Origin of the sequence: Micromonospora gifhornensis, from assembly GCF_016863515.1 — a bacterium.
Lineage (GTDB): Bacteria > Actinomycetota > Actinomycetes > Mycobacteriales > Micromonosporaceae > Micromonospora > Micromonospora gifhornensis.
In genome coordinates this window covers 86,593-109,105 of the sequence record NZ_BOPA01000026.1, presented here as the reverse complement: position 1 = coordinate 109,105, position 22,513 = coordinate 86,593, and the positions used below count along the sequence as shown (strand labels likewise).

The 22,513-nt window shown below is 70.3% G+C and carries 19 protein-coding genes; 5 read left to right on the top strand and 14 right to left on the bottom strand.

Annotated features, from left to right (window positions below):
- Positions 1-12: 12 nt before the first annotated feature.
- From Vgi01_RS19035 to Vgi01_RS19025, 3 genes are all read left to right on the top strand, one after another.
- Positions 13-465, top strand: coding sequence for an SCP2 sterol-binding domain-containing protein (locus Vgi01_RS19035; RefSeq protein ID WP_102659857.1), 453 nt, complete (start codon positions 13-15; stop codon positions 463-465).
- 1 nt (position 466) lies between these two features.
- Positions 467-1,681, top strand: coding sequence for an acyl-CoA dehydrogenase family protein (locus Vgi01_RS19030; protein ID WP_013730853.1), 1,215 nt, complete (start codon positions 467-469; stop codon positions 1,679-1,681).
- Positions 1,682-1,921: 240 nt separating this feature from the next.
- Positions 1,922-3,487: an AMP-binding protein gene (locus tag Vgi01_RS19025; protein ID WP_102659858.1), complete on the top strand. Its 1,566-nt coding sequence runs from the start codon at positions 1,922-1,924 to the stop codon at positions 3,485-3,487.
- A gap of 76 nt (positions 3,488-3,563) precedes the next feature.
- Here Vgi01_RS19025 and Vgi01_RS19020 read toward each other — a convergent pair whose 3' ends face one another.
- The 11 genes from Vgi01_RS19020 to Vgi01_RS18970 form a co-directional block, all read right to left on the bottom strand.
- Positions 3,564-3,911: a winged helix-turn-helix transcriptional regulator gene (locus tag Vgi01_RS19020; protein WP_204291897.1), complete on the bottom strand. Its 348-nt coding sequence runs from the start codon at positions 3,909-3,911 to the stop codon at positions 3,564-3,566.
- A gap of 159 nt (positions 3,912-4,070) precedes the next feature.
- A complete protein-coding gene (locus tag Vgi01_RS19015; protein WP_204291896.1) occupies positions 4,071-4,427 on the bottom strand; it encodes a putative quinol monooxygenase in 357 nt (118 codons plus the stop codon).
- A gap of 365 nt (positions 4,428-4,792) precedes the next feature.
- Entirely contained in the window at positions 4,793-9,874 is a 5,082-nt protein-coding gene (locus Vgi01_RS19010) for a DNA repair ATPase (protein ID WP_204291895.1), read from the bottom strand.
- Complete coding sequence (locus Vgi01_RS19005) at positions 9,867-11,888, bottom strand: flotillin family protein (protein ID WP_102659859.1); 2,022 nt, start codon at positions 11,886-11,888, stop codon at positions 9,867-9,869. The genes Vgi01_RS19010 and Vgi01_RS19005 overlap by 8 nt, the downstream gene beginning before the upstream one ends.
- A 168-nt stretch (positions 11,889-12,056) precedes the next feature.
- Positions 12,057-12,689 carry a DUF1449 family protein gene (locus Vgi01_RS19000; RefSeq protein ID WP_204291894.1) on the bottom strand — a complete coding sequence of 211 codons (633 nt, stop codon included), beginning with the start codon at positions 12,687-12,689 and terminating at the stop codon, positions 12,057-12,059.
- A 110-nt stretch (positions 12,690-12,799) separates the two neighbouring features.
- Complete coding sequence (locus tag Vgi01_RS18995; RefSeq protein ID WP_102659861.1) at positions 12,800-13,417, bottom strand: hypothetical protein; 618 nt, start codon at positions 13,415-13,417, stop codon at positions 12,800-12,802.
- A complete protein-coding gene (locus tag Vgi01_RS18990; RefSeq protein ID WP_102659862.1) occupies positions 13,414-13,920 on the bottom strand; it encodes a SigE family RNA polymerase sigma factor in 507 nt (168 codons plus the stop codon). The genes Vgi01_RS18995 and Vgi01_RS18990 overlap by 4 nt, the downstream gene beginning before the upstream one ends.
- 77 nt (positions 13,921-13,997) lie before the next feature.
- The gene (locus tag Vgi01_RS18985; protein WP_204291893.1) at positions 13,998-14,555 is read right to left on the bottom strand and encodes a hypothetical protein; all 558 of its coding nucleotides are present in this window, start codon (positions 14,553-14,555) and stop codon (positions 13,998-14,000) included.
- 209 nt (positions 14,556-14,764) lie between these two features.
- Positions 14,765-15,319: a hypothetical protein gene (locus Vgi01_RS18980; RefSeq protein ID WP_102659864.1), complete on the bottom strand. Its 555-nt coding sequence runs from the start codon at positions 15,317-15,319 to the stop codon at positions 14,765-14,767.
- Complete coding sequence (locus tag Vgi01_RS18975) at positions 15,316-15,828, bottom strand: hypothetical protein (RefSeq protein ID WP_102659865.1); 513 nt, start codon at positions 15,826-15,828, stop codon at positions 15,316-15,318. Before Vgi01_RS18975 ends, Vgi01_RS18980 begins: the two co-directional genes overlap by 4 nt.
- Positions 15,828-16,541, bottom strand: a complete 714-nt coding sequence (locus Vgi01_RS18970) for a hypothetical protein (protein ID WP_239089050.1) — start codon at positions 16,539-16,541, stop codon at positions 15,828-15,830. Before Vgi01_RS18970 ends, Vgi01_RS18975 begins: the two co-directional genes overlap by 1 nt.
- Before the next feature lie 373 nt (positions 16,542-16,914).
- On the opposite strand from Vgi01_RS18970, the gene Vgi01_RS18965 reads away from it, so the two are divergent.
- Positions 16,915-17,892, top strand: a complete 978-nt coding sequence (locus tag Vgi01_RS18965; protein ID WP_204291892.1) for an alpha/beta fold hydrolase — start codon at positions 16,915-16,917, stop codon at positions 17,890-17,892.
- Positions 17,893-17,995: 103 nt separating this feature from the next.
- Here the strand turns inward: Vgi01_RS18965 and Vgi01_RS18960 are convergent, their stop codons facing one another.
- From Vgi01_RS18960 to Vgi01_RS18950, 3 genes are all read right to left on the bottom strand, one after another.
- A complete protein-coding gene (locus Vgi01_RS18960; protein WP_204291891.1) occupies positions 17,996-18,592 on the bottom strand; it encodes a MauE/DoxX family redox-associated membrane protein in 597 nt (198 codons plus the stop codon).
- 105 nt (positions 18,593-18,697) lie between these two features.
- On the bottom strand, positions 18,698-19,945 hold the full coding sequence (gene purD / locus Vgi01_RS18955; RefSeq protein ID WP_204291890.1) for a phosphoribosylamine--glycine ligase: 1,248 nt from the start codon (positions 19,943-19,945) through the stop codon (positions 18,698-18,700).
- A gap of 112 nt (positions 19,946-20,057) precedes the next feature.
- Positions 20,058-21,347, bottom strand: coding sequence for an adenylosuccinate synthase (locus Vgi01_RS18950; RefSeq protein ID WP_102657748.1), 1,290 nt, complete (start codon positions 21,345-21,347; stop codon positions 20,058-20,060).
- A gap of 124 nt (positions 21,348-21,471) precedes the next feature.
- Between Vgi01_RS18950 and Vgi01_RS18945 the strand changes: the two genes are divergently transcribed.
- Positions 21,472-22,470, top strand: a complete 999-nt coding sequence (locus Vgi01_RS18945; protein WP_204291889.1) for a diacylglycerol kinase family protein — start codon at positions 21,472-21,474, stop codon at positions 22,468-22,470.
- The last annotated feature ends 43 nt before the right edge of the window (positions 22,471-22,513 follow it).

The window sequence follows — 22,513 nt, the reverse complement described above, 5'->3', positions numbered from 1 at the left end:
AGAGGTGCTTCAATGACTGACTTCGACCCGGCCAACTTCGCAAACGTCGGCCCGAAGGAGTTCGCTCAGCTCGTCAAGTCCACGCCGGACAGCAAGCTCAACGAGGTGATGACGGGCGAACTGCGCGGAAAGATCCTCGGCGAGGTCTTCGGGCGGATGCCGCAGCTGTTCCGGGCCGACCGGGCCGGCTCGACCAACGCGGTCATCCACTGGAACATCACCGGTGCCCCCGACGGCGGCACCGACACCTACGAGGTGGTCGTCGCCGACGGTGCCTGCACGGTCAACGAAACCCCGCAGCACGACCCGCGGCTGAGCCTGACCCTGGGCCCGGTCGACTTCCTCAAGGTCGTCTCCGGCGGCGCCAACCCGGTCATGATGTTCATGACCGGCAAGCTCAAGGCAAAGGGCGACCTGGGCCTCGCTGCCAACATCGCGAACCTCTTCGACATCCCCAAGGCCTGAGATGGTCGAGTTCTCGCTCGACCTGAACGAGGAACAGCGGGATCTGCGGGACTGGGTGCACGGCTTCGCTGCCGAGGTCGTGCGCCCGGCCGCGGCCGAGTGGGACGCCCGCGAGGAGACTCCCTGGCCGCTGATCCAGGAGGCGGCGAAGGTCGGGCTGTACGGTTTCGAGTTCCTCGCCACCTGCTGGGCCGACCCGACCGGCTTGTCCCTGCCGATCGCCAGCGAAGAGCTCTTCTGGGGTGACGCCGGCATCGGCCTGAGCATCTTCGGCACCGGGCTCGCGGTCGCCGCGATCTACGGCACCGGCACCCCCGACCAGTTGGTCGAATGGGTGCCGCAGTGCTTCGGCGACGTCGACTCCCCGGCCGTCGCCGCCTTCTGTTCCAGCGAGCCGGAGGCCGGTTCGGACGTCGGCGCGATGCGCACCCGGGCCAGCTACGACGAAGCCACCGACGAGTGGGTGCTGCGCGGGCAGAAGGCGTACGCCACAAACGGCGGGATCGCCGGGGTGCACGTGGTGGTCGCCTCGGTCGACCCGGAACTGGGCTCGCGCGGCCAGGCGGCGTTCGTCGTACCGCCGGGCACCCCCGGGCTCAGCGCCACCCGCAAGCTGCGCAAGCTGGGCCTGCGGGCCTCGCACACCGCCGACGTCTTCCTCGACGACGTCCGCGTCCCGGGTCGCTGCCTGCTCGGCGGCAAGGAGGCGCTGGACGAGCGGCTGGCTCGCGCCCGCGCCGGCAAACGCGCCTCCGGCCAGGCCGCGATGCGGACCTTCGAGCTGTCCCGGCCCACCGTCGGCGCACAGGCGCTCGGCGTCGCCCGGGCCGCCTACGAGTACGCCCTCGACTACGCCAAGGACCGGGTCCAGTTCGGTCGGCCGATCATCACCAACCAGGCGGTCGCGTTCACCCTCGCGGACATGAAGATGGAGATCGACGCGGCTCGGCTGCTGGTCTGGCGCGCCTCCTGGATGGGGCGGAACAACCGGCCGTTCACCGCCGGCGAGGGCTCGATGTCGAAGCTCAAGGCCGGCGAGGTCGCCGTCTCGGTCACCGAGAAGGCCGTCCAACTGCTCGGCGGGGCCGGCTTTCTGCGTGACCACCCGGTGGAGCGGTGGTACCGGGACGCCAAGATCTACACCATCTTCGAGGGCACCTCGGAGATCCAGCGCCTGGTCATCTCCCGGGCGATCTCCGGCATGCAGATCCGCTGACAAGCCCGGTACGGCCACCGCCGCTGACCTCACGGTCGCGGCGGTGCCGCCGGTCGGCACCCCTTCGCCTGGTGCCGGCCCGCGCTGCATGCCAGCCGATGCCGCGTGCGGCGACGGGCACCGCGTGTCCGCCGATGCGACGTGGGGCGGCGGGTGCCGCGTGGCGGCCGACTGGCTTCCGATGCATGATCGAAAGGGCTTCGAGCCTTCCGGGCGAGCAACCGAAGGAGGTACGCGGTCGTGGAGCTGCCATTCGTCGTCGCCACGCTGACCCGGCGTGGCCTGCTCGCCCCGGGTCGACCGATCCGGGTCGCCTCCCAACTCAACGCGCTACGCACCTGGGGCTGGAGCCTGGCCGGTGAACTTCGCCAGGCTGCCGCCCGCGACCCCGACCGGATCGCGATCATCGACGACCAGGGCACCGAGCTGACCTACGCCGACCTGCTGGAACGCAGCCTGCGACTGGCCCGCGCGCTCCGCGCCGGCCTGGGCGTGGCGCCCGGCGACCGGATCGGCGTGTTCGGCCGCAACCATCCGGGCCTGGTCGAGACCATCGTCGCCGCCACCCTGCTCGGCGCGGACGCGGTGCTGATCAACACCGGCCTCTCCCCGGCACAGCTGACCACGGTGGCCGAGGAACAGCAGCTGCGCGTCCTGGTGCACGACGACGAGTTCGCCGAACGGCTCCTCGGGCTACCGGCCGACCTGCACCGCGTCGACGAACGGGCGCGGGAGGACCTGATCCGCACCGCCCTGCCCGGTGAACTGGACCCACCCGAACGGGACGGGCGGATCATCGTGCTGACCTCCGGCACCACCGGGACGCCGAAGGGTGCCCGTCGCCCCACCCCCACCGGGTTCGGGCCGCTTGTCGCCATCATCGACCGGATCCCACTGCACGTCCGCGACCGGGTGATGATCGCCGCGCCGGTCTTCCACACCTGGGGGTACGCGGCCCTGCAGGTCTGCCTCGCGCTGCGGGCCACCATCGTGCTGCACCGCCGCTTCGATCCGGCTGCCACGCTGGACGCCCTGGTACGACACCGCTGCCAGGCACTGTTCGCGGTGCCGGTGATGCTGCAACGCCTGATGGAGGTGCCACCGCCGGACCCCCAGCCGCCCCTGAAGATCGTGGCGGTCAGCGGATCGGCGCTGCCCGGCGGCCTGCCCCCGGCCTTCATGGACCGGTACGGCGACGTGCTCTACAACCTGTACGGCTCCACCGAGGCGTCCTGGGCCTCCATCGCCGTCCCCGCCGACCTGCGCCAGGCACCCACCACCGCCGGCCGTCCGCCGCACGGCACCCGACTGGCGATCCTCGACGAGGACGGTCGACCCGTCCCCGCCGGCCAGGTCGGCCGGGTCTTCGTCGGCAACGAGATGCTCTTCGAGGGGTACACCTCCGGGGCCGACCGGGAACGCCACGACGGCCTGCTGGACACCGGCGACCTGGGCCGACTCGACGCCGACGGTCGCCTCTTCGTCGACGGCCGAGCCGACGACATGATCGTCTCCGGCGGGGAGAACGTCTTCCCCGCCGAGGTGGAACACCTGCTCGCCCAACTCCCGCAGGTACGCGAGGCCGCCGTCGTCGGCGTACCCGACCCCGAGTACGGTCAGCGACTCGCCGCCTTCCTCGCCCTGTACCCCGGCGAGACCCTCGACGCCGACGCGGTCCGCGAATACGTCCGGCACTACCTGGCCCGGTTCTCCGTGCCCCGCGACGTCGTCTTCGTCAAGTACCTGCCCCGCAACGCCACCGGCAAGGTCCTCACCGGCGAACTACGCGACTACATCACCGGCTGACCAACCGTCATCTCTGAGAGCCGGATCCGACCGAAATTGTCGTCGATCTCACCACGGTCATCCCCTGTGCATCGCGCTAGGCGTCGTCGTCGCCCGCCAGATGCTGCTCTCCCCATTGCGACAGCGGCACAAGTGCGGCGATCAACTCTTCGCCCGCGGTAGTCAGGGTGTACGTGATCTGCACGGGCGTGCTGGGGATCACGGTACGCGCGATGAGGCCACGAGCCTGAAGCTCTTTGAGCCGGACGGTGAGTTGAGAGTCGGAGATGCCGCCGATCAGGGCACGGTATTCCTTGAATCGGCGTGCGCCGCGGACCGCCGCCATCAAGATCGATCCGGTCCAGCGGGCCCCGATGACGTCGATCGCGTTCAAAACCCGGTGGCACGCTTGCTCGCCACTCGCGAAGGGCAGAGGCTCGGTCACTTGTCGAAGCATAAGTAACCCCCAGCAGGCAAGTTGCTCGGGTACGGCAGATAGGCGCGCCACCGGACCCGCCGACTCGGCGTCGGTCACCGCGCTGCCGCCGGGCAGCATGCTCCCCCGCGACGCGCGGTGCCGATCAGGCCGAAACGCCGTCCGGCGTCAGTCCTCCGACGGGCGGAGAAACTCCAGCGTCTTCATCTCGAGGTTCCCGAACATCTGAGCATGGTAGGTCTGCAATGCGGGATTTTTCATGTGCGCGAGAAGATCTGCACCGGTTGACCAGCATTCGTAGAACGCATAGATGCCCGGCTCCTGGATGCTTGTGTGCACCGAGTACTGCCGGCACCCCTGCTCCTCCCGGGTCGCAGCAGTCATCGATTTGAGAGTCTGCCGCATATCGCTCTCGCTGCTGCCCGGCTTGAGCGCAGCCAGCGAAAAGATCGCTACAGGACTGGTCGAGGTACGTACCTCTGCCGGCACCAAGTCATCGGGATGGGTCTGATCGTTGCTGGCCATTCGGAGATCCTTTCACGGGGTTGGCGATTTTGAGGCGAGACCGAGGAATTCACGGTCCGGAGCTTCGTGATATGCATCAAAAATCGCGCAAGAGCAAGCGGAAAAGGGCGAGATTCCGAGCGGAACTCGACCGAAGGCAATTCTCCGCCGCCGCTTCAGCCCTGGCAAAGTGCTCACGAGCTACTTCGATCCTGCTAGTAACTAGTGCACCCGCCGCCGTTCGGAGGTCATGCACGAGCTGCGCGAAGGTAGCCGGTTTCGCGGTCCAGCAACCGCTTGTCGGCGGGGTTGCGAACGGTGACATCGGAGTGTCGATCGCCGCAACCCCGCCCGACACGAAGGCCGACGGGCAGTCGGTGCTCGCGTCAAGAAGGTTCGCGTCCCTTCCCGATGGCGGTGGCGATGCTGTTGACGCGGTCGGCGAGCAGGCCGAGTGCGCCGACCGCCCGGTCGACCGGGTCGTCGCCGGCACCGCCGAGAGCCCGAGTGCGTTGGAAGGCGTCCTTCACCTCGGCCCAGCGGGCCGCCTGCTCGTCGGTGAGCCGGCCACGCAACTCGGCGAGTTTGAGCAGGTTCGCCTCCGCGCCTGCGGCCAGGGTCTGCGCCTCGCCCAGGTAGTGGTCGTCGATCACCGCTTCCAACTCGTCGTCGGTGAGCACCGGTACGACCCGCTCGGCCAGCTTGTTCATGTTCCGGTACGAGCCCTGGAGCTGGAACGGCGGCTCGGTGCGGGCGTCGTCGGACTGCGCCGCCGAGGCGATGTACGCCTGGTTGTTCGCCAGCACCACCTGCTGCACCCGCAGCAGCTTGCGCAGCACCGAGACGATCTGCTCCAACTCCACCGGCGGGTACGGATGCGACAGCTGATCGGGTCGTACGCTGTCGTCGCCGCGCGCCATCCGGACCAGCAGCTCCAGGTCGGCGCGGTCCCGCCCGGCCAGCGGTGCCACCACCGAGTTGGCGGTCAGCGAGTTCTCGATGTAGCTGAGCGCGAAGACCTCCTCCCGGCCGGAGAGCACATCGCCGAGGTTCCACACGTCGGCCCGGTTGGCGAGCATGTCCGGGATCCGGAACCGCTTACCCGACTCGGTGTACGGGTTACCGGCCATGCACACCGCGAACCGCTTGCCGCGCAGGTCGTAGGTGCGGGTACGGCCGTCCCAGACGCCCTCCATCCGGCGTTGCCCGTCGCAGAGCGAGATGAACTTCTGCAACAGCTCCGGGTTGGTGTGCTGGATGTCGTCCAGGTAGAGCAGCACGTTGTTGCCCAACTCCAGGGCGAAGGAGATCTTCTCCACCTCCTGGCGGGCGGTGGCGTCGGGCGCCTCCGCCGGATCCAGCGAGGTGACCTTCGTGCCCAGGGCCGGCCCGTTGACCTTGACGAATACCAGGCCGAGTCGGCTGGCCACGTACTCCATCAGGGTGGTCTTGCCGTAACCGGGCGGGGAGATGAGCAGCAGCAGGCCGGACTGGTCGACCCGCTTGCCGTCGCCGGTCGCGCCGAGCTGCCGGGCCAGGTTGTCGCCGATCAGCGGCAGGTACACCTCGTCGAGCAGCCGGTTGCGGACGAAGGCGTTCATCACCTTCGGCCGGTACTCGTCCAGCCGCAGCCGGTCCCGCTCGGCATCCACAAGCGCGTTACGTTGCCGCTGGTAATCGCGGTATGCCGGGATCAGCTCGGTACGGAAGGCACGGGTACGCGCCAGCATCTCGTCGAGCCGGACGTCCAACGTGGAGCCCTCGATGCGCGGGTGCGCGCCGAGCAGCCCGCCGACGGTCTCCGTCATGGCGGCGGCGCTGTCGGAGCGGGGCAGCTCGGTGCCGCACAGCTCGACGGCGATCGCCTCCGGCAGGTCGTAGGAGGACAGCGTGCCGTCGTCGGTGGCGAGGAACGCGGTAAGCCACGCGTCGACCAGTTGGTACCGGCCGGACAGGTCGCCGCCGAGCGCCCGCAGGTCGTCGTCGAACTCCCGGGACGAGCGGGACTGTGCTCCGCCGAGCGCCCGCCGGAACCGCTCCAGCATGGTCTGCGCCCCGCTGCCGGTGACGAACCGCACCGGCGGCGCGGACAGCTCCTCGAACAGGTACTCCCCGGCCAGCCCGGTCCCGCCGGTCGGCACGGGCAGCCCGGTCTCCCGCAGGAACCCGTCGATCGCAGTGGCCAGTTCGACACAGAGCCGGTCGGCCGCGTCCTCGCCGTCGGGTCGACCGAACCGCTCGCGGGCCCGGGCCAGCGAGGCGGCTCGCGCCGTCCAGGCCGTCCGGGTCGCCTCGTCGGTGCCATACCGCCAGAACAGGCAGGCCGCGGCCCGGTCGGCCGGCGGGTAGCGCAGCAGCCCCGCGCCGGCGTGCAGGCGCAGCAGCACCCGCAGGATCTCGGCGGCGTCGTGGTCGTGCACGCCGCGCTCGTACCCCTCGTCATAGCGGGTCTCGGCGATCCGCCGGACCAGCTCGCGCAGATCGTCACCGTCGACCGCCGCGGTGTGCAGCGCGTCCAGGGTGAGCCCGTCGCGGCCCGCCTCGGCGGCGGACAGGATGGTGGCGGCCAGGTGCTCCGCCCGGTACACCTGCGGCGACTCGGAGACCAGCAGCTGGTCCCAGAACCGGCGGGTCTGCTGGAACTGCTCGTCGCGCACCGGCGCGCGGTAGTCGGTGCCGGTCACCGCGACGGCCATCCGGCCGTCGTGCGGCACCACCGCCACGTCGATCGGCTGGGTGTTCACCGCGAAGCGGTGCCGGCCCAGCCGGATCGTCTCGCCGCCGTCGGCGTACAGGTCGAGCCGGTCGCGCAGGCCGCGTCCGGCTTCCTGGCGGGCGGCCCGGACCCGGCCGTCCAGCTCCTCGGCCCGCACCGCGTCGCCGAGAGTACGCAGTTCCTCGACGACCGTACGCAGCTTGCCGACCATCGGATCGGCCGCGAAATAGGTGTTGATCTCGTCCAGTGAGCCGAGGGTGCCGGCCCTCCGGTGCACACTCACCATGATCCGCTCGGCCGAGGCGACAAGCCGGTCGGCCCGGCGGGCCCGGTCGTCGAGCAACGCCTGCTTGCGACTGGAGAACGCCTCGTAGATGTCGGTACGCCGGGTGGCCAACTCGGCGAGGAAGTCGTCGAACTCGCCGAACCGCGACTCCAGTTCCTCCACCCGCAGCAGCAGCCGACCGAGTTGCTCGTCGCAACGCTCGGCGGTGTCGGACGCCGCCAGCGCACCGGCCACCGCCTGCCCGAGCAGCGCGAACTCGGCGGCGAACCCGGCCCGCCCCTCCACCGCGGCCAGGTCACGGCGACGCTTGTCGAGCACCGCGCGGGCCCGGTTGACCGCGCCCAGCACCTCGCCGACCCGGCCCAGAATGGCGGTACGGACGGTCGCGTCGGCGATGTCCAGCCCACCCACCACGTCGGTGATGGTCTGCAGGCCCTCGGTACGGGCGGCAAGCTCGTCGCCGACCGTGCCGGCCTCGGCCACCGTCCCGATCTCGGCGGCTCGGGCGGCGAGCCGCTCCACCTCCTGCTGGTAGCCGGTGAACGCCTCGTCGCGGCGCAGGAACTCCACCGCCCGGCGGCCGGCCACCGCCAGTTCCTCGTCCAGCCGTCCGGCCAGCTCGTCGATCCGGGCGTGGTCGACGTAGCGCAGCTCGCGCAGCGTCTCCAGGTGCCCCCGGGCCCGACGCAGGCCACCCAGTTGGGCCACCCAGTCGTCGGCGGTCAGTGGTGCCTCACCCCGGGCCCGGCGGGCCATCGAGGCGATCTGCTCGGCGCTGGCCTCCACCTCGGCGCGGGCCCGCTCGGTGAGCGTACGAACCTTCTCGTGCTCCTCCAGCACGGCGGTGGCGGTACGCCGCAGCCCGGTCAACGGGGTGGCCAGGTCGCCGAGTTCGGACTCGCCGAGCCAGTGGTAGTGGTCGCTGATCCGGCCACAGGCGGCGATCAACGCCTCGTACACCTCGGCGGTGGCGGTGCCCTCGACCATCCGTGCCGCCGACAGCGAGTCGGAGATGCCGCGTACCAGATCGGCGTTGCCGACCCGCTCCAACGGGCCGGTGCCGGCCGGCTGCGCGGCGGCGTACGCGTCGGAGACGTACGGCGTCTGCCAGATCTGCATCGGGTGGACCCGGGTCGGCTCCTCGGAGACGGCCCGGAACACCACGAGCGTGCCGTCGTCGAACAGCGAGTACCCGTGGCACGGGATCGGTGCGGCGACCTCCTTGCGGATCGCGTTGTACGGCAGCAGCAGCGAACGCCCGTCGGCGCGGGCATGGAAGACGTAGAGCACGTCCTCGCCGTTGGGCGAGCGCACCACCCGCTCGAATTCGAGGCCGGCCACCTCGGCGTCGAAGGTCCGGGTGACACCGGTGGCGAGGTGGTAGCCGCCGGGGAAGATGATGCCGTGGTCCTCGGGCAGCCGTTGGCAGGCCACCCCGATGCCGTCGAGCCGGACCACCTCACGGGTGATCGTGTTGAAGACCAGGTGCCGCCACTGCGTCTCCTTGTACGGCCGCAGCCGCATCAGGATCAGCGTGCCGACCCGGGCCCAGTGCACGTCGGCGTCGGCGAGGCTCTGCAACGGCTCGTCCACCGGCTCGCTGTAGATGCCCTCGCCGACCTCGGTGTTGTTCTCCACCTTGACGGTCAGCGTGCCGCCCACTGTCTCGACGAAGACCTCGCCGCCGATGGAGATGTGCGGGTGCCGGCCGAGGACGTGGTCCTCGCGGGTGGTCTCGATCCACTCGAAGTCGTGGCTGGGTGGGAAGACGTGATCCCGCTCGCCCCGGCTGTCCAGGTACTCGGGCACCCCGTCGACACCGACCTGCCAGCGCAGCACCCGGATGTCCTCGGTGCGCGGCCCGGTCTGGAACACCGCCAGCAGTCGGCCGTCCACCCGGCGCAGTTGCAGCAGCCGGGCCTGCCGGTAGTAGCGGTACAGCTCGGAGAAGTCGCGGACGAACTGTGGGTGGCGCAGCAGGCCGGGCAGTTCGTCGTGGCCGGCCTCGTCGAACCGGAAGGCGTCCGTCTCACCGGCCGACTCGCGGACGAACCGGTGCAGGGAGAAGACGTCGTCGACGCTCGTCTCCGGCTTCAAGCCGATGAAGACGTTGTAGCCGAACAGCATCAGCCCGCCGACGGAGACGATGTCCCGGGGTACGCAGTTGTGCTCGGTACGGATCCGCTCGGTGCTCAGCAGCCGCAACTCGGTGCTGCCGAAGACCTCCAGCCGTCGGGCGTTGAGCGCCTCCGCCCGCCGGGCCACCTCGGCGGCCTGCGTGGCGAGCCGCCTACGCAGCACCTCGTAGCTGCCGTCGTCCAGCCCCGGGGCAGCGCCCGGCGAGCCGGTCGTCCCGTCTGCTCCGGCCGTCGGGACCGCCGCCTCCGCTTCGTCGATCAGGGGCGCCGGGCCCGGCCGGCCGCTGGACGTACGCCCAGCGGCCGAACCGGCGGTCGGCTCACTCACCGGCGCGCTGCCGGGAGCCGGTCAGGGCGGCGACCGGAGTCTCCGCCACGCCCAGGCGCTGTGCGGCCTTCAGCAGCTCCTGGAGCTTGCCCTGATCGGCGCCACCGGCGCGCATCTGCTGAGCCAGGAAGGCCGACAGGGTGAGGTTCTGCACGTCGGCGCTGTTCAGCGAGCCGATCATCCGGGTCAGGTCGTCGGTGAAGCTGGCGCTGCCGTCCAACCACGGCTTGGTCAGGCTCTGTGCCACGTCCGAGTGGGCCACGAAACCGTCCACACTCTTGCCGAACGAGATCGAGCTGAGCAGCCGGTCGAAGAAGACGCTGTCCCCGCCGACGATGTCGATGTTCGCCTTCTCCAGGCCGGTGGAGACCAGTTTGGCCTGCGCCTCGGCGACCTGCCGCTGGGTGTCCAGCCCGGCGAGGCGGACCTCCTTCTCCAGCTCCAGGCGCAGGCGGTACTCCTCGTGCTCCCGGGTGGCGTCGTCCAGCGCGGCCATCGCGGCGGCCTTCTCGGTGAGACCTTCGGCCTCGCCCTTCAGCTTCTCGCGCACCGCGTCGGCGGCGGCCAGCAGCTTCTCCCGCTCCACCGCGACCTCCGCGCGGCCGACCTTCTCGATCGCCTCGGCGCTGCGCTCCTGGACCTGCACCTCGGCCAGGCCGGCCGCGGCGGTCTCGGCCTGGATGCCCTCGGCCAGCCGGATCTTCGCCCGGGTGTCCAGCTCGGCGGCCTGCTGCCGGGCCTCGGCCAGCACCAGTTCCTCGCGGGCCTTGTGCTTGGCGGCCGCCTCGGCTGCCTCCGCCGCCTTGATGTCCTTGACCAGGTTCTCCTGCGCCTCGGCCTCGGCCTGGATGATCACTGCCTGGCGGGTCCGCTCGGCCTCCTCGACCACCCGCAGCCGCTTGATGTTCTCCTCCTGCTCGGCCACGGTCTTCTCCACCGCGATCCGCTCCCGGATCACCTCGGCGATGGCCCGCTTCTCGGCCTCGACCTCCTTGTTCTTGGCGATCGTGCTCAGCTCGGTCTCGCGGTCCCGGCCGATGACCTCCAGCATGCGGTCCTTCTCGATCCGCTCGGTCTCGATGGCGATGACCCGCTCGCGGTTCTTCTCGGCCACCGCGATCTCGCGGGCCCGGTTCTCGTGCTGGATGCCCAACTGCTCGTCGGTACGGATGTTCGCGGTCTCCGCGCGCAGCCGCTCCTCGGCGCGTACCCGGGTGATCTCGGCCTGCTCGCGAGCCCGTACGGTCTCGATCTCGCGCTGCTGCTTGGCCTCGGCGTCCGCCTGCCGTCGCTCCAGCTCAAGGATCGCTTCCTTGGCGTCGACGTTCTGGCGGGTGATCTCCTTCTCTTCGCTGCGCCGGAACTCGTTGGTCCGGACGTTCTCCTGGGTGGTCAGCTCGGTGATCTTCCGGATGCCCTGGGCGTCGAGGATGTTCGCCGGGTCGAGCTGCGACATCGGCGTCTGCTCCAGGAAGTCGATCGCCGCGTCCTCCAGGCTGTAGCCGTTGAGGTCGGTGCCGATCACCCGGATGATCTGGTCGCGGAATTCGTCACGCTTGGTGTAGAGGTCGACGAAGTCGAGCTGCTTGCCGACCGTCTTGAGCGCCTCGGAGAACTTCGCGTTGAACAGCTCCTGCAACGTCTCCCGGTCGCTGGCCCGTGCGGTGCCGATCGCCTGCGCCACCTTGATGACGTCCTCGACGGTCTTGTTGACCCGGACGAAGAAGGTGATCCGGATGTCGGCCCGGATGTTGTCGCGGCAGATCAGGCCCTCGTTGCCGGTCCGTTCGATGTCGATCGTCTTGACCGAGATGTCCATGATCTCGGCCTTGTGCAGCACGGGCATCACGACCGCACCGGTGAAGGTCACGTCGACCCGCCGGACCTTGGAGACGATCAGCGCCTTGCCCTGCTCGACCTTGCGGAACAACCGACTGACCATGAACACCACGCCGAGCGCGACGAGCAGGACGACGGCGAGGAGTACACCGATTCCAGTGGTGATGACTTCCATGGTTGGGCGCGCGGACGGTCGACGCCGACGGCAGAAGCCGCCGGGGACGCCCGCGCATCCTCCTTTCGAGACGTCTCAGGGGCAGCGTGGGACGAGCCGGCGATGGGGGCGGCTGCCCCAGAGGGCAAGTCGGGGTGATCCGCGGGCGGCGCGGCTTCACCGGGCGGGCTACGTGGCGGAATGTCTCAGCGGATCGAAGGCGGGCCCGGCGGGCATCACCCAGAAGAACTCGCCTTCGGTGTCGTAGTCGTAGATCAGTGCGGAACTGCCGGCGGTCATCTTCTCCTCGCCCGGCTGCCGGACCTGCACCACCGCCGACGAACCGTCGGGCGCGGTCACCTCGGCCTGACCGAAGTCGGCGGTGACCGTGCCGGTCCGCACGACACACAGGCGCCCGACGAAGGCATGCCTCGTGGCGTCCGACTCGGCCGGGAAGAGCCGCCCCAGCGGTATGGCCACCAACCGGGTCACCAGCCACGCGCAGAACGCGGCAGCCAGCAGGACGCCGATCGAGACGAGCACCCGGATGCCGGAACCGAAGCCCAGCCCGTCGAGGAGCGCGGTGCCGGCCAGGCTGACGAACCAGGCGACGGCGACGAGCAGGGAGAAGATGATGGCGCTGGGCACGCCGCCGAGGCCGAGGCCGGCGAGGAACGTGCCGGCCCCACCGTCGACGTCCAGGTCGTCACCCAGATCCAGCACACCGGTCAACACCAGCAGCCAGTAACCGACGACCACCACCAGCAGGAAGCTGAACAGCACGGTGGGAAAACTGAGTGCCGCGCCGAGAAAACCGGTCACCGCGTCCTCCTCCCCGTGGTCGGCAGGGGCCCGACCACGATGATCGTGACACGGTATGTCAATGCTCACTGCGGCCGATCGACCCATTGCCACCGGCCGGATCGGGCAGATCAGCCGAGATTGGCCTCAATCAGTGAGTCGATCGTCGCAGACCGTACCTCGACCTGGTCCGCGGTCACGGCCAGGAACAGGGAGCTGCCGTCTGTCCGCCATGCGGTCAGGTACGCCGTCGACGTCACCGGGTCGTCCGTCGTCAGCACCTGGGCGCCGCTCGGCACGGTGACCTCGCGTGGCGTTCCGGGCAGACCGGTGGGTGCGGTGAAGTCGAACACCGCGATCACCCGGGTCACCGGGCCGCTGCCCTCGTACGCCGCCCGGGTTCCGGTCGGCACCAGCTGCGGTTGTTGCGACTTGAGTACCGCCTCGGTGGCATCGACCGCCCCCAGGTAGGGCGGCAGTCCCCGCAGATCGGGGGCGACCGGGCCGGCGGAATCGGCCGGGCTGGCGGAGGTCGGGCCGGTCGGCGGCACCGCGCTGCGCTCGGCGACCATGACACCGACCGCCCCGATGCCGACCACGGCGGACAGGGCCAGCCCGACACCGGCGGTCTGCGCACGGCGACGCCGACGCAGACGGGCACGCACACCCGGCAGCGGGTCGGGGCCGGCCGGATAGTGGTCGGGGTCGGAGTTCCAGACCTCAAGAAGGGCCTGCTGCACGTCGCTCATCCCGCTACCTTCCGATCGGCACCGGCGTGGGTGGGCAGCCCGGCGCGGATCGCACCGAGGGCCCGATGACGCAGCGAACGGACCGTGGCCGGGCGCCGTCCGATGGCTTCGGCGATCGCCTCGTCGGTCATGTCGTCCAGATAGGACAGGACGAGCACCACCCGCTGCAGGGGAGGGAGGTCGGCAAGCATCCGGCGGAGTTGGTCGTGGTCGTCGACGCGGCCGAGCCCACCGTCGGCGACCAACGGGCGTACGGGTACGGCGATCCGGGCCCGGCGCACGAGCGTACGCATCCAGCTGATGTGCAGTCGGACCATCACGGTCTTCGCGTACCCGATCGGGTTGCCCTCGACCAGCAGGCGGTGCCACGCACCGGCCATCCGCACGTAGGTCTCCTGGAGAAGATCCTCCGCTTGATCCAGATCAGCGGCGACCGCACGCGCGTATCGCCGCAACGCCGGTGTGGACTGGCGCACGAACATCTCGAACTCGTCGGCTTCCATCCCACCTCCCCTCGCCACTAGTACGCCGCGGGCACGGCGATCTGTTGCAGGCGATCCGGTCGGCCGACCGGAAATGCTCACGCCGGCAGCAGTGACGAGACCAGCACCGCCAGCGCGGCCAGGTAGGCGACCAGGAGGACCCTCGTGATCGCCGTCGACAGGTGGTCCCACTCCAGGTTCCAGCCGCCGGAGTCGTCGAAGTGCAGGGCCGACGTGGTCATCAGCGACCGCCCCAGACCGAATCCGACACCGGCGGCGACGGCCGTCAGCGGCGTGGCGAAGAGCAGCAGCACCACCGCGGTCAGGTACGCCAGCCCGCTGGGCAGGTACGTCCGTACCCCGGTGCCCATCTCCAGGCCGAACTGGAACGGCCCCGCGAACCGTCCCAGCCGGAAGACGCTCTCCGGCACCAGACGCTTGTTCTCCGGCAGCGCGAAGCGCAGCACGCCGAATTCACGCAGGGTCACCACCAGGGCGGCGACCAGCACGATCCCGATCCGCACCGGCGGCGGAAGCGGGGCTCGCAGCAGGGAGCCGACAAGCAGCAGGGCCGCCGCGATGACGACGCCGCCGGTGACGAGCCCGAGGCAGAAGTAGAGAGCGGGGAGACCTCGCCAGACCGGCGAGCTCAGCACGGCGGCTGAGTTCCTGCTTCAAGTGGAGCCGCTGGTCGCGAAGCCGGCCGTCAGAGCCAGACCCGCCACGAGCAAGGCCGTGGGCCACCACCCGTCGTACCGAAGGCCGGCTGCCGCCACGATCACACCCAGGCCGACCACCAACCCCGTACCGGTGTACGGATGCCAGAACCGCCGCCGCAGCACGGCACTTCGGGATCCGGGCACGGTCAGTACCGGCAGATGGTGAAGTAGGTGTTCGTCGTGCCGCCGGCCGAGACCGTGGTGTTGCCGTCCGAGCAGCGCCACCAGACACCGTCGGGAGTGGTCCACCGCCACGCGTTCTTCTTCGTCGTCGCGCCGCAGGAGTTCGAGACCGGCTTGTAGGTGTAGGTGACCGGCTCGTCCCGCACCGTGCCGGAGCGATGCCACCCCGAGGCGCAGTAGGTGCTGCCCCGGTACGCGCCGCCGAAGCAGGCAGCCGCCCTGGCGGTGTGCGAGCCCACGTTGTCCTTCTGTGGCGAGTAGCCGTTCGGGAACGCGTCCTTGCAGTCGTTGCGATCCCAGCCGGTCAGGCCACCCGGCCCGGTCTCGGCGTGGGCCGGTGACGAGAAGCGGGAGGTGGCGGACGCCACGAAACCACCCACCGCGAGCGCGCTGAACGCGATCCCGCGCAGGACCGTTCGGCGCTGCGGCTTCACCCGCAGCCGGGTCAGCGCCCTGCTCCGCGGCGCGTCGGGCGCAGCGACGGACAGGTCGGGAATCTGCTCGAACGTCAACGTCATGACGCACTCCCCTCGCGGTGCGCGATCTTCTTCCGCACCATGTCGAACTGCCGCTCGGCCGACCCGACGTCGACCGGCAACGAGAGATCGACCACCTGGCCGTCGGCGCGGACGGCCATCAGCACCGGCGGACTCAGATGGGCGATCTTCTGCCACTCGTCCCGGTCCGACACCACGTCGAACTCCTGCCGGACGGCCTCCGGCCACTGCTCGACGTCCTCGTAGGTGAGCAGGACCGGGCGGACCCCCGCCGTGCCGGCCAGTTCGGCCAGTCGCGCCGTCACGGCACCGCACAACGGGCATCCGGTGTCCGAGGCGAGCACGACGCGATCCGCGCCGTCCGTCACCGCGGCCCCCAGCACCAGGTCGGGCCCGGCGGACGAGTAGCTGACCTCGCGGACCACCAGCGCGCGGAGCATCCGGACCTCCCGCAGGAGCGCCCCGACCGCCAGGAACAGGATGAGGATGGCGATCCAGTTCAGGATGGTCAACGCCACCGACGGCGACATCAGCCGACCGTCCAGGAGATGTTGATCTGCTCCAGCCAGGCGAGCTTGTCGGCATCCGTCACCGCGTCGTCGGCGTCGGCGAAGACCACCTCCGCCATCGCGGACGGAAAACCGAGGGTGTACGTGTAGTCGGTCAACCGGGCGGCCGACGTGACGCCGGGCAGCGGCGAGCGCCACACCTCACCGAACATCGTCCGAGCGCCCTGATGGCGCGGCTGAAGGCTGGCGGCGTGGGCGGGCCCGGGGATCGACACCGACCCGAGCCCTTCGGCGAACAGCGCGATGTGCTCGCTCATCGTGCCCAGCAGCGTCTCTCGTCTGGGCCGTACCACCATCCCACGCACCTGGTCGGCAATCTCCAGCGTGGCGAAGAGTTCGACAAGCCGCTCGCGGCGCGGCGCCGGCCCGCCGAACACCGTCATCAGCTCGTGGTAGTCACCGATCAGCGTGGCGACCGAGGTGTGCTTGTCCAGCGACTCCGACACGACGACCTCGCGGCCGTGGACGAGGAAACGGTCGACCGGATTCGCGGCAACCATGTAGGTGCAGGCGAATTCGTGATATCCGCGAGGCCCGATCTGAAATCCGCGCCCGTAGGCACCACTGGCGAAACGAACGTGGGCCGCGACGCTGGTGACCCGAGGAAGTTCGGCGAGCTCGACATTCACCACCGCGGCACTGGGCGCCACCAACTCAAGACTCTGACCGGGCACTTGATCTCCCTCCCTGGTGGCCAGACCGTAGCAACAGCGCCAGCCGACAAGTGTCCTGTGTGGCATCTGGGGCATGGCCCGTACGCACCGTGAACTCGGGTGCCGCTTCGGGCTATCCGCCCCCGAGCATCCATATCGCCAGCGCGAGCCGCCGAGATTCGGTGGATAACCGCCGACGAGGTCGACTCGACCTGAGTCTTTATGTTCCTGACGCTTCGCCCTTTTTCGCGGGTGAGAGCGAAACCACAGTGCGGTGATCGAACGATCACCCGCCCGCAGACGTCGACCGTTGCAGGGGCATGCCTGGTCGCCGGCCGGATGCCGACGAGCACTCCCACCGAAGGGACTCCAAGCGTTGCGTCCAGGTCAGGCATTGCGCTTCGTACGATCTCGTCGTCCGCTCGCCCGGACCGCGCTCGTGTTCGCGGTCATCGTCGCCCTGATCGTCGTCGCCACCGCAACGGTCTACGGATGGCCGCTGCGCAGCGCCGAACTACAGCGCGCCGAGGCCGAAGTACTCGACTTCGAGTCGGCGAGGCAGCGGGCGACGCAGATCATCGCGGCGGAGACAGCCGACACCGAAGTGGACCCGGGCTGCCGGAGTCAACTCCTGACCCACGACACCAGAAGCGCGAAGGCCGTGCTGCTGCTGCACGGCTACACCGGCTGCCCCGGACCGTTCAGCGATCTGGCGAAGCTCTACTTCGACCAGGGCTACAACGTGTGGGTTCCGCGCGCCCCACGACACGGCCTCAACGACCGCACGGCGCACGCGGCGCTGCGGGCCGACGAGCTGACCGCGTATGCGAACGCCGCCTTGAACCTGACCGCCGGACTGGGCGACGAGGTCGGGGTCGTGGGCCTCTCCGGTGGTGGGATGCTCGCCACCTGGTTGACCGGGCACCGTCCCGACGTGGTGAGCCGGACGCTCGTGCTGTCACCCTTCTACAAGCCCAACGCCGTACAGGCGCCCGGTTTCGCGATCAAGCCCCTCATCGTGCTGTACGGGTTCGGCATCCTGCCCGACCGGACCAACTCCAACGGCTTCTCGTACGCGGCGTTGTCGCAGTACCTCCGGCTCGTCCGGAACTTCAACGCCGACCCGAAGAACCCGAACCTGCGCGAGATAGCCGTGGTCACCTCCGCCAACGACGACCTCATCGACCATCAGGAGGCGCTGGGCATCCCCCGGGCGATCGCCGATCGCAACGGCATCACGCTGTCGACGTACGAGTTGCCGCGCGACTTCGGCATCGGCCACGACATCGTCAGCCCGAAGGCCCTGCTGGGCAGGACCGACGAGCTCAACCGGCTCTACCTGGATCTCTACGAGGGCACCGCCCGCCCCTGACCGGCTCGCGGGCGCGACGGGTAGTCCCTTTGTACTGGCCCGCCCGCCTCGGACCGCCGTCAGTCGATCCCGGTCCCCACCGTCGAGCCAGGGACCGTCTCGATCAGGAAGGTGGCGATGGCCGCCCAACTGGGCCCGTTCCCGAGCTGTCGGCGACAGCTCCACCGCTGACCAGTTCCGGCACCAACCACCCGGCTGCCGCCGTGACGGCGGCAGCCAGCCACAGTTCGAGTCCGGGTCGGATCACCACACCGGCCACTGCCGCCGTGCCGACCGACCCGGCGACCGCTGTGGCTGCGGCTGCGGCTGCGGCTGCGGCGAAGATCAGCGCGCGGATCACCACCGGGAGCCCGGTGGATCGGCCACCCGCCAGGCAGCCGCAGGGTGTACCGGGTCGACGCCGTCGAAGCACCTCGGCGTAGCCCGCCAGGACGGCGTAGGCGACCGCGAGCAGGGCGTATCCGACCGTCGACAATTGCGGTACGAGCAGCACGACGCCAAGGACCACGACGGCGACACCGACCTCGGTGGCACCCAGCAGCCGACCGGTCCAGACCCGGACGACGGACGGCAGCAGCGCCTGCCGGGCCAGCAGTGACCGAACCCGCTGCGGGCGGGCGACATGGCCGACACCGGCGACGAGCAGCAGCAACGCACCGCCCAGGGCCACCACGGTCACCAGCGTCGAGAACCCGCTCACCGTGCCTCCTAGGTCCGGCCGGCACCAGGTGGGCCGCGTGAACCGGCGGTGCGCAGCGACGGCGCGGCCGCCCGCACCAACCCGGCGAAGCGGTGTCTGCGGCGGTCAGCCGGGAACGACGACTCCCCCGTCGATCGCGACAGCGGCGATGTCGGAGCGGTGGTGCGAGCCCTCCAGCGTCACCTCGCGTACCAACTGGTAGGCCGCATCGCGCGCGGCGGCCAGGTCCGCGCCGGCGGCCGTACCGCAGAGGACCCGCCCGCCGGCGGAGAGCAACGCGCCGTCGGAGGCCCGGCGGGTGCCGGCGTGGATGATCCCCGGACGGTCCGCCCCGGTGATCACGTCACCGGTACGCGGCGTGGCCGGGTAGCCCTCGGCCGCGACCACGACGGTCACGGCGGCACCGGCGCGCCAGCGCAGCGGCGGGTGGTCGGCCAGCGTGCCGGTGGCGGCGGCGTGCAGCAGCCCGGCCAGCGGAGTCTCCAGCAGAGCCAGCACCACCTGGGTCTCCGGGTCACCGAAGCGGGCGTTGAACTCGATCACCCGAGGGCCCTTGGCGGTGATCGCCAACCCGACGTAGAGCAGACCGGAGAACGGGGTGCCCCGGCGACGCATCTCGGTGAGCGTCGGGTACACCACGTCGCGCATGACCTCGTCGACCAGACCGGTCGGGGCCCAGGGCAGCGGAGCGTACGCCCCCATGCCGCCGGTGTTCGGGCCGCTGTCGCCGTCGCCGACCCGCTTGAAGTCCTGCGCCGGCAGCAGCGGCACCGCCGCCTCGCCGTCGGTCACCACGAACAACGACACCTCGGGGCCGTCGAGGTACTCCTCGATCACCACCCGGCCGCACTCCTGTGCGTGCTCCAGCGCCACCGCCCGGTCGTCGGTGACGACGACGCCCTTGCCGGCCGCGAGCCCGTCGTTCTTCACCACGTACGGCGGGCCGAACTCGTCGAGCGCCCTGCCGACGCCCTCGGCCTCGGTGCAGGTGTACGCCCGAGCGGTGGGCACACCGGCGGCGGTCATCACGTCCTTGGCGAACGTCTTCGACCCCTCCAGCCGGGCCGCCTCGGCGCTCGGCCCGAAGACCGGGATGCCCTTGGCGCGTACCGCGTCGGCAACCCCGGCGACCAGCGGCGCTTCCGGCCCGATCACCACCAGGTCCGCCGCCACCTCGACGGCGAGCGCCGCGACGGCACCCGGATCGACGATGTCCACCGACCGCTGCTGGGCGACCTCCGCGATCCCCGGATTACCCGGCGCGCAGATCAACTCCGAAACGGACGCATCCTCGGCAAGCCGCAGCGCGAGCGCATGCTCCCGCCCCCCGCCACCCAACAACAAAACCCGCACGACCCGGCATCCTACCCACCCCCACCCCCACCCCTGTTGATCAAGAAGTTTGCGTCTCAAATCCGGCGGTTGCCCGAGACGCCATCCTCTTGATCGACACGGAGATGGGGAGTCAGGGGAGGAGGGGGTGGCGGGTTACGTTTTCTTCGCGGCCGGGGCCTACGCCTACCACCGAGACCTTGGTGTTGCAGAGTTCTTCGATGCGGGCGATGTAGCGCCTCGCATTGTCGGGGAGGTCTTCCTCGGTTCGCGCCTTGGTGATGTCTTCCCACCAGCCGTCGTGCTCTTCGTAGATCGGGGTGGCGTGGTGGAAGTCGGTCTGGGTCATCGGCATGTCGTCGACGCGCTTGCCGTTGATCTCGTACCCGACGCAGATGGGGACCGTGGCCAGGCCGGTCAGCACGTCCAGCTTGGTGATCACCAGGTCGGTGACGCCGTTGAGGCGGCAGGCGTAGCGGGCGACCACGGCGTCGAACCAGCCGCAGCGACGCTCCCGGCCGGTGGTGGTGCCGTACTCGTGACCGACCTTGCGCAGGTGGTCGCCGTTGTCGTCGAACAGCTCGGTCGGGAACGGACCGGAGCCGACCCGGGTGGTGTACGCCTTGCTCACCGCGATCACCTTCGTGATCGCGGTCGGCGGGATGCCTGCGCCCACGCACGCCCCGCCTGCCGTCGGGTTCGACGAGGTGACGAAGGGGTAGGTGCCGTGGTCCATGTCGAGCATGGTGGCCTGGGCACCCTCCAGCAGGACGGTGTCGCCCCGGTCCAGGGCGTCCCAGAGCATCGAGCGGGTCTCCGCGATGTACGGCCGCAGCCGCTCCGCGTACTCCAGGTACTCCTCGATGGTGGCGTCGAGGTCGATGGCCTTGCGGTTGTAGACCTTGAACATCACCTGGTTCTTCTCGCGCAGCGCGAGTTCCAGCTTCTTGCGCAGGATGCCCGGGTCGAGCAGGTCCTGCACCCGGATGCCCATCCGGGCGACCTTGTCGCCGTACGCGGGACCGATGCCCCGGCCGGTGGTGCCGATGCGGGAGCTGCCCAGGTAGCGCTCCACCACCCGGTCCAACGCCCGGTGGTGCGGCATGATCAGGTGCGCGTCGCCGGAGATCCGCAGCCGGGAGACGTCGACGCCCCGTTCGGCGAGGCCGTCGATCTCGCTGAGCAGCACCTTCGGGTCGACCACCACGCCGTTGCCGATGACGATCACGGCGTTCGGGGACAGCGCCCCGGAGGGCATGAGGTGCAGGGCGTACTTCTGGCCGTCCGGCGTGATCACCGTGTGGCCGGCGTTGTTGCCGCCCGAGTAGCGGACGACGTAGTCGACCCGCTCACCCAGCTGGTCGGTAACCTTGCCCTTGCCCTCGTCGCCCCACTGAGCGCCGATGAGCACGATCGCTGGCATCTTCTCGCCTCCAGAAGGCTCGGGTGCCAGATGGCGACCGGTCAGCGAGCCCGGGGTGTCAGGTTAACAAGTAGTGACGGCTCGACCGGCAGGGGTCGCGCAGACAAAGCAGGAGGAGCTACCCGTGTACGACGTGGTGCTGCTCACTCTGGGCTCGGAGCGGGACGCTTCCGGGGCCGGGTGCGGCAGCGGCGAAGCCTGCTGTGGCGGCGACGTGGCAGCGACGAAGGACCGCGACGACCGCTGCGAGACGCCCCGCGTACCCGTGTTGGCCTGTGCGGACGCGTTGACCGCCCGGGGCGCCCGGGTGGAGACGGTGACCGCCCGCTCGGACGCGGAGATCGACGACGTGCTGGCCCGGCTGGACGCCCCGGCCAGGTCCGACGGCCTCACCTGGCCGGACCCGGACTCCAAGACCCGCCTGGTGGTCGCCGTCGCCGGTGACGCACAGTTGCGCGCCGTGCTGCGCCGGCTGGTCCGGCGGTACGCCCCACCGCCCAGCCGCCGCCCGGCTGACCTGGCCGGCAACCGGACCGTGCCGGACCTGCCGCCGATCGGCGTACTGCCGCTGGACCCGGCCCGCAGCACCACGCACCGCGACCTGGCCGCGCAACTCGGCCTGCCCCGCGACCCGGCGGCGGTGGCCGCCGCGGTGCTCGACGGTACGCCCCGACGGCTCGACCTGCTGCGCAACGACGGCGGTTCGGTCACGCTGGACGGCGCGCTGCTCGGTGCTGCCGGCGAGGACGGCCGACCGCTGCACTGGCGCGGCCGGGTCGAGGTGGACGACGCCGTGCTGTCCGACGGCGACGATCCCCTGCTGGCCTGCGTGATCGGCAACGCGGGCGGTTACGCCCGGCTCGACGACGTCACGCTGCTCGCCGACCCGGACCCGAGCGACGGGCTGGTCGAGGTGGCGGTGGCCGTACCTGTGGTCACCCGGTCGCGGCTGGGCCGTCGGCGGGTACGCCTGGAGGTCCGGCGGGCCCGGGGTCGGGCCGCCTCGGTGCTGCCTCGCGACGAGGCCGCGCTGCCCTACCTGGACGACGGTGTGCAGGGCGAGTTGACCCGTAAGCGGTCCTGGTGGACCGAGCCGGGTGCCTGGGCGGTCTGGACGCCCTGACCGCGTCCCGCACCGGCGGCCGAGATCGGCCGGTGGGCCTATC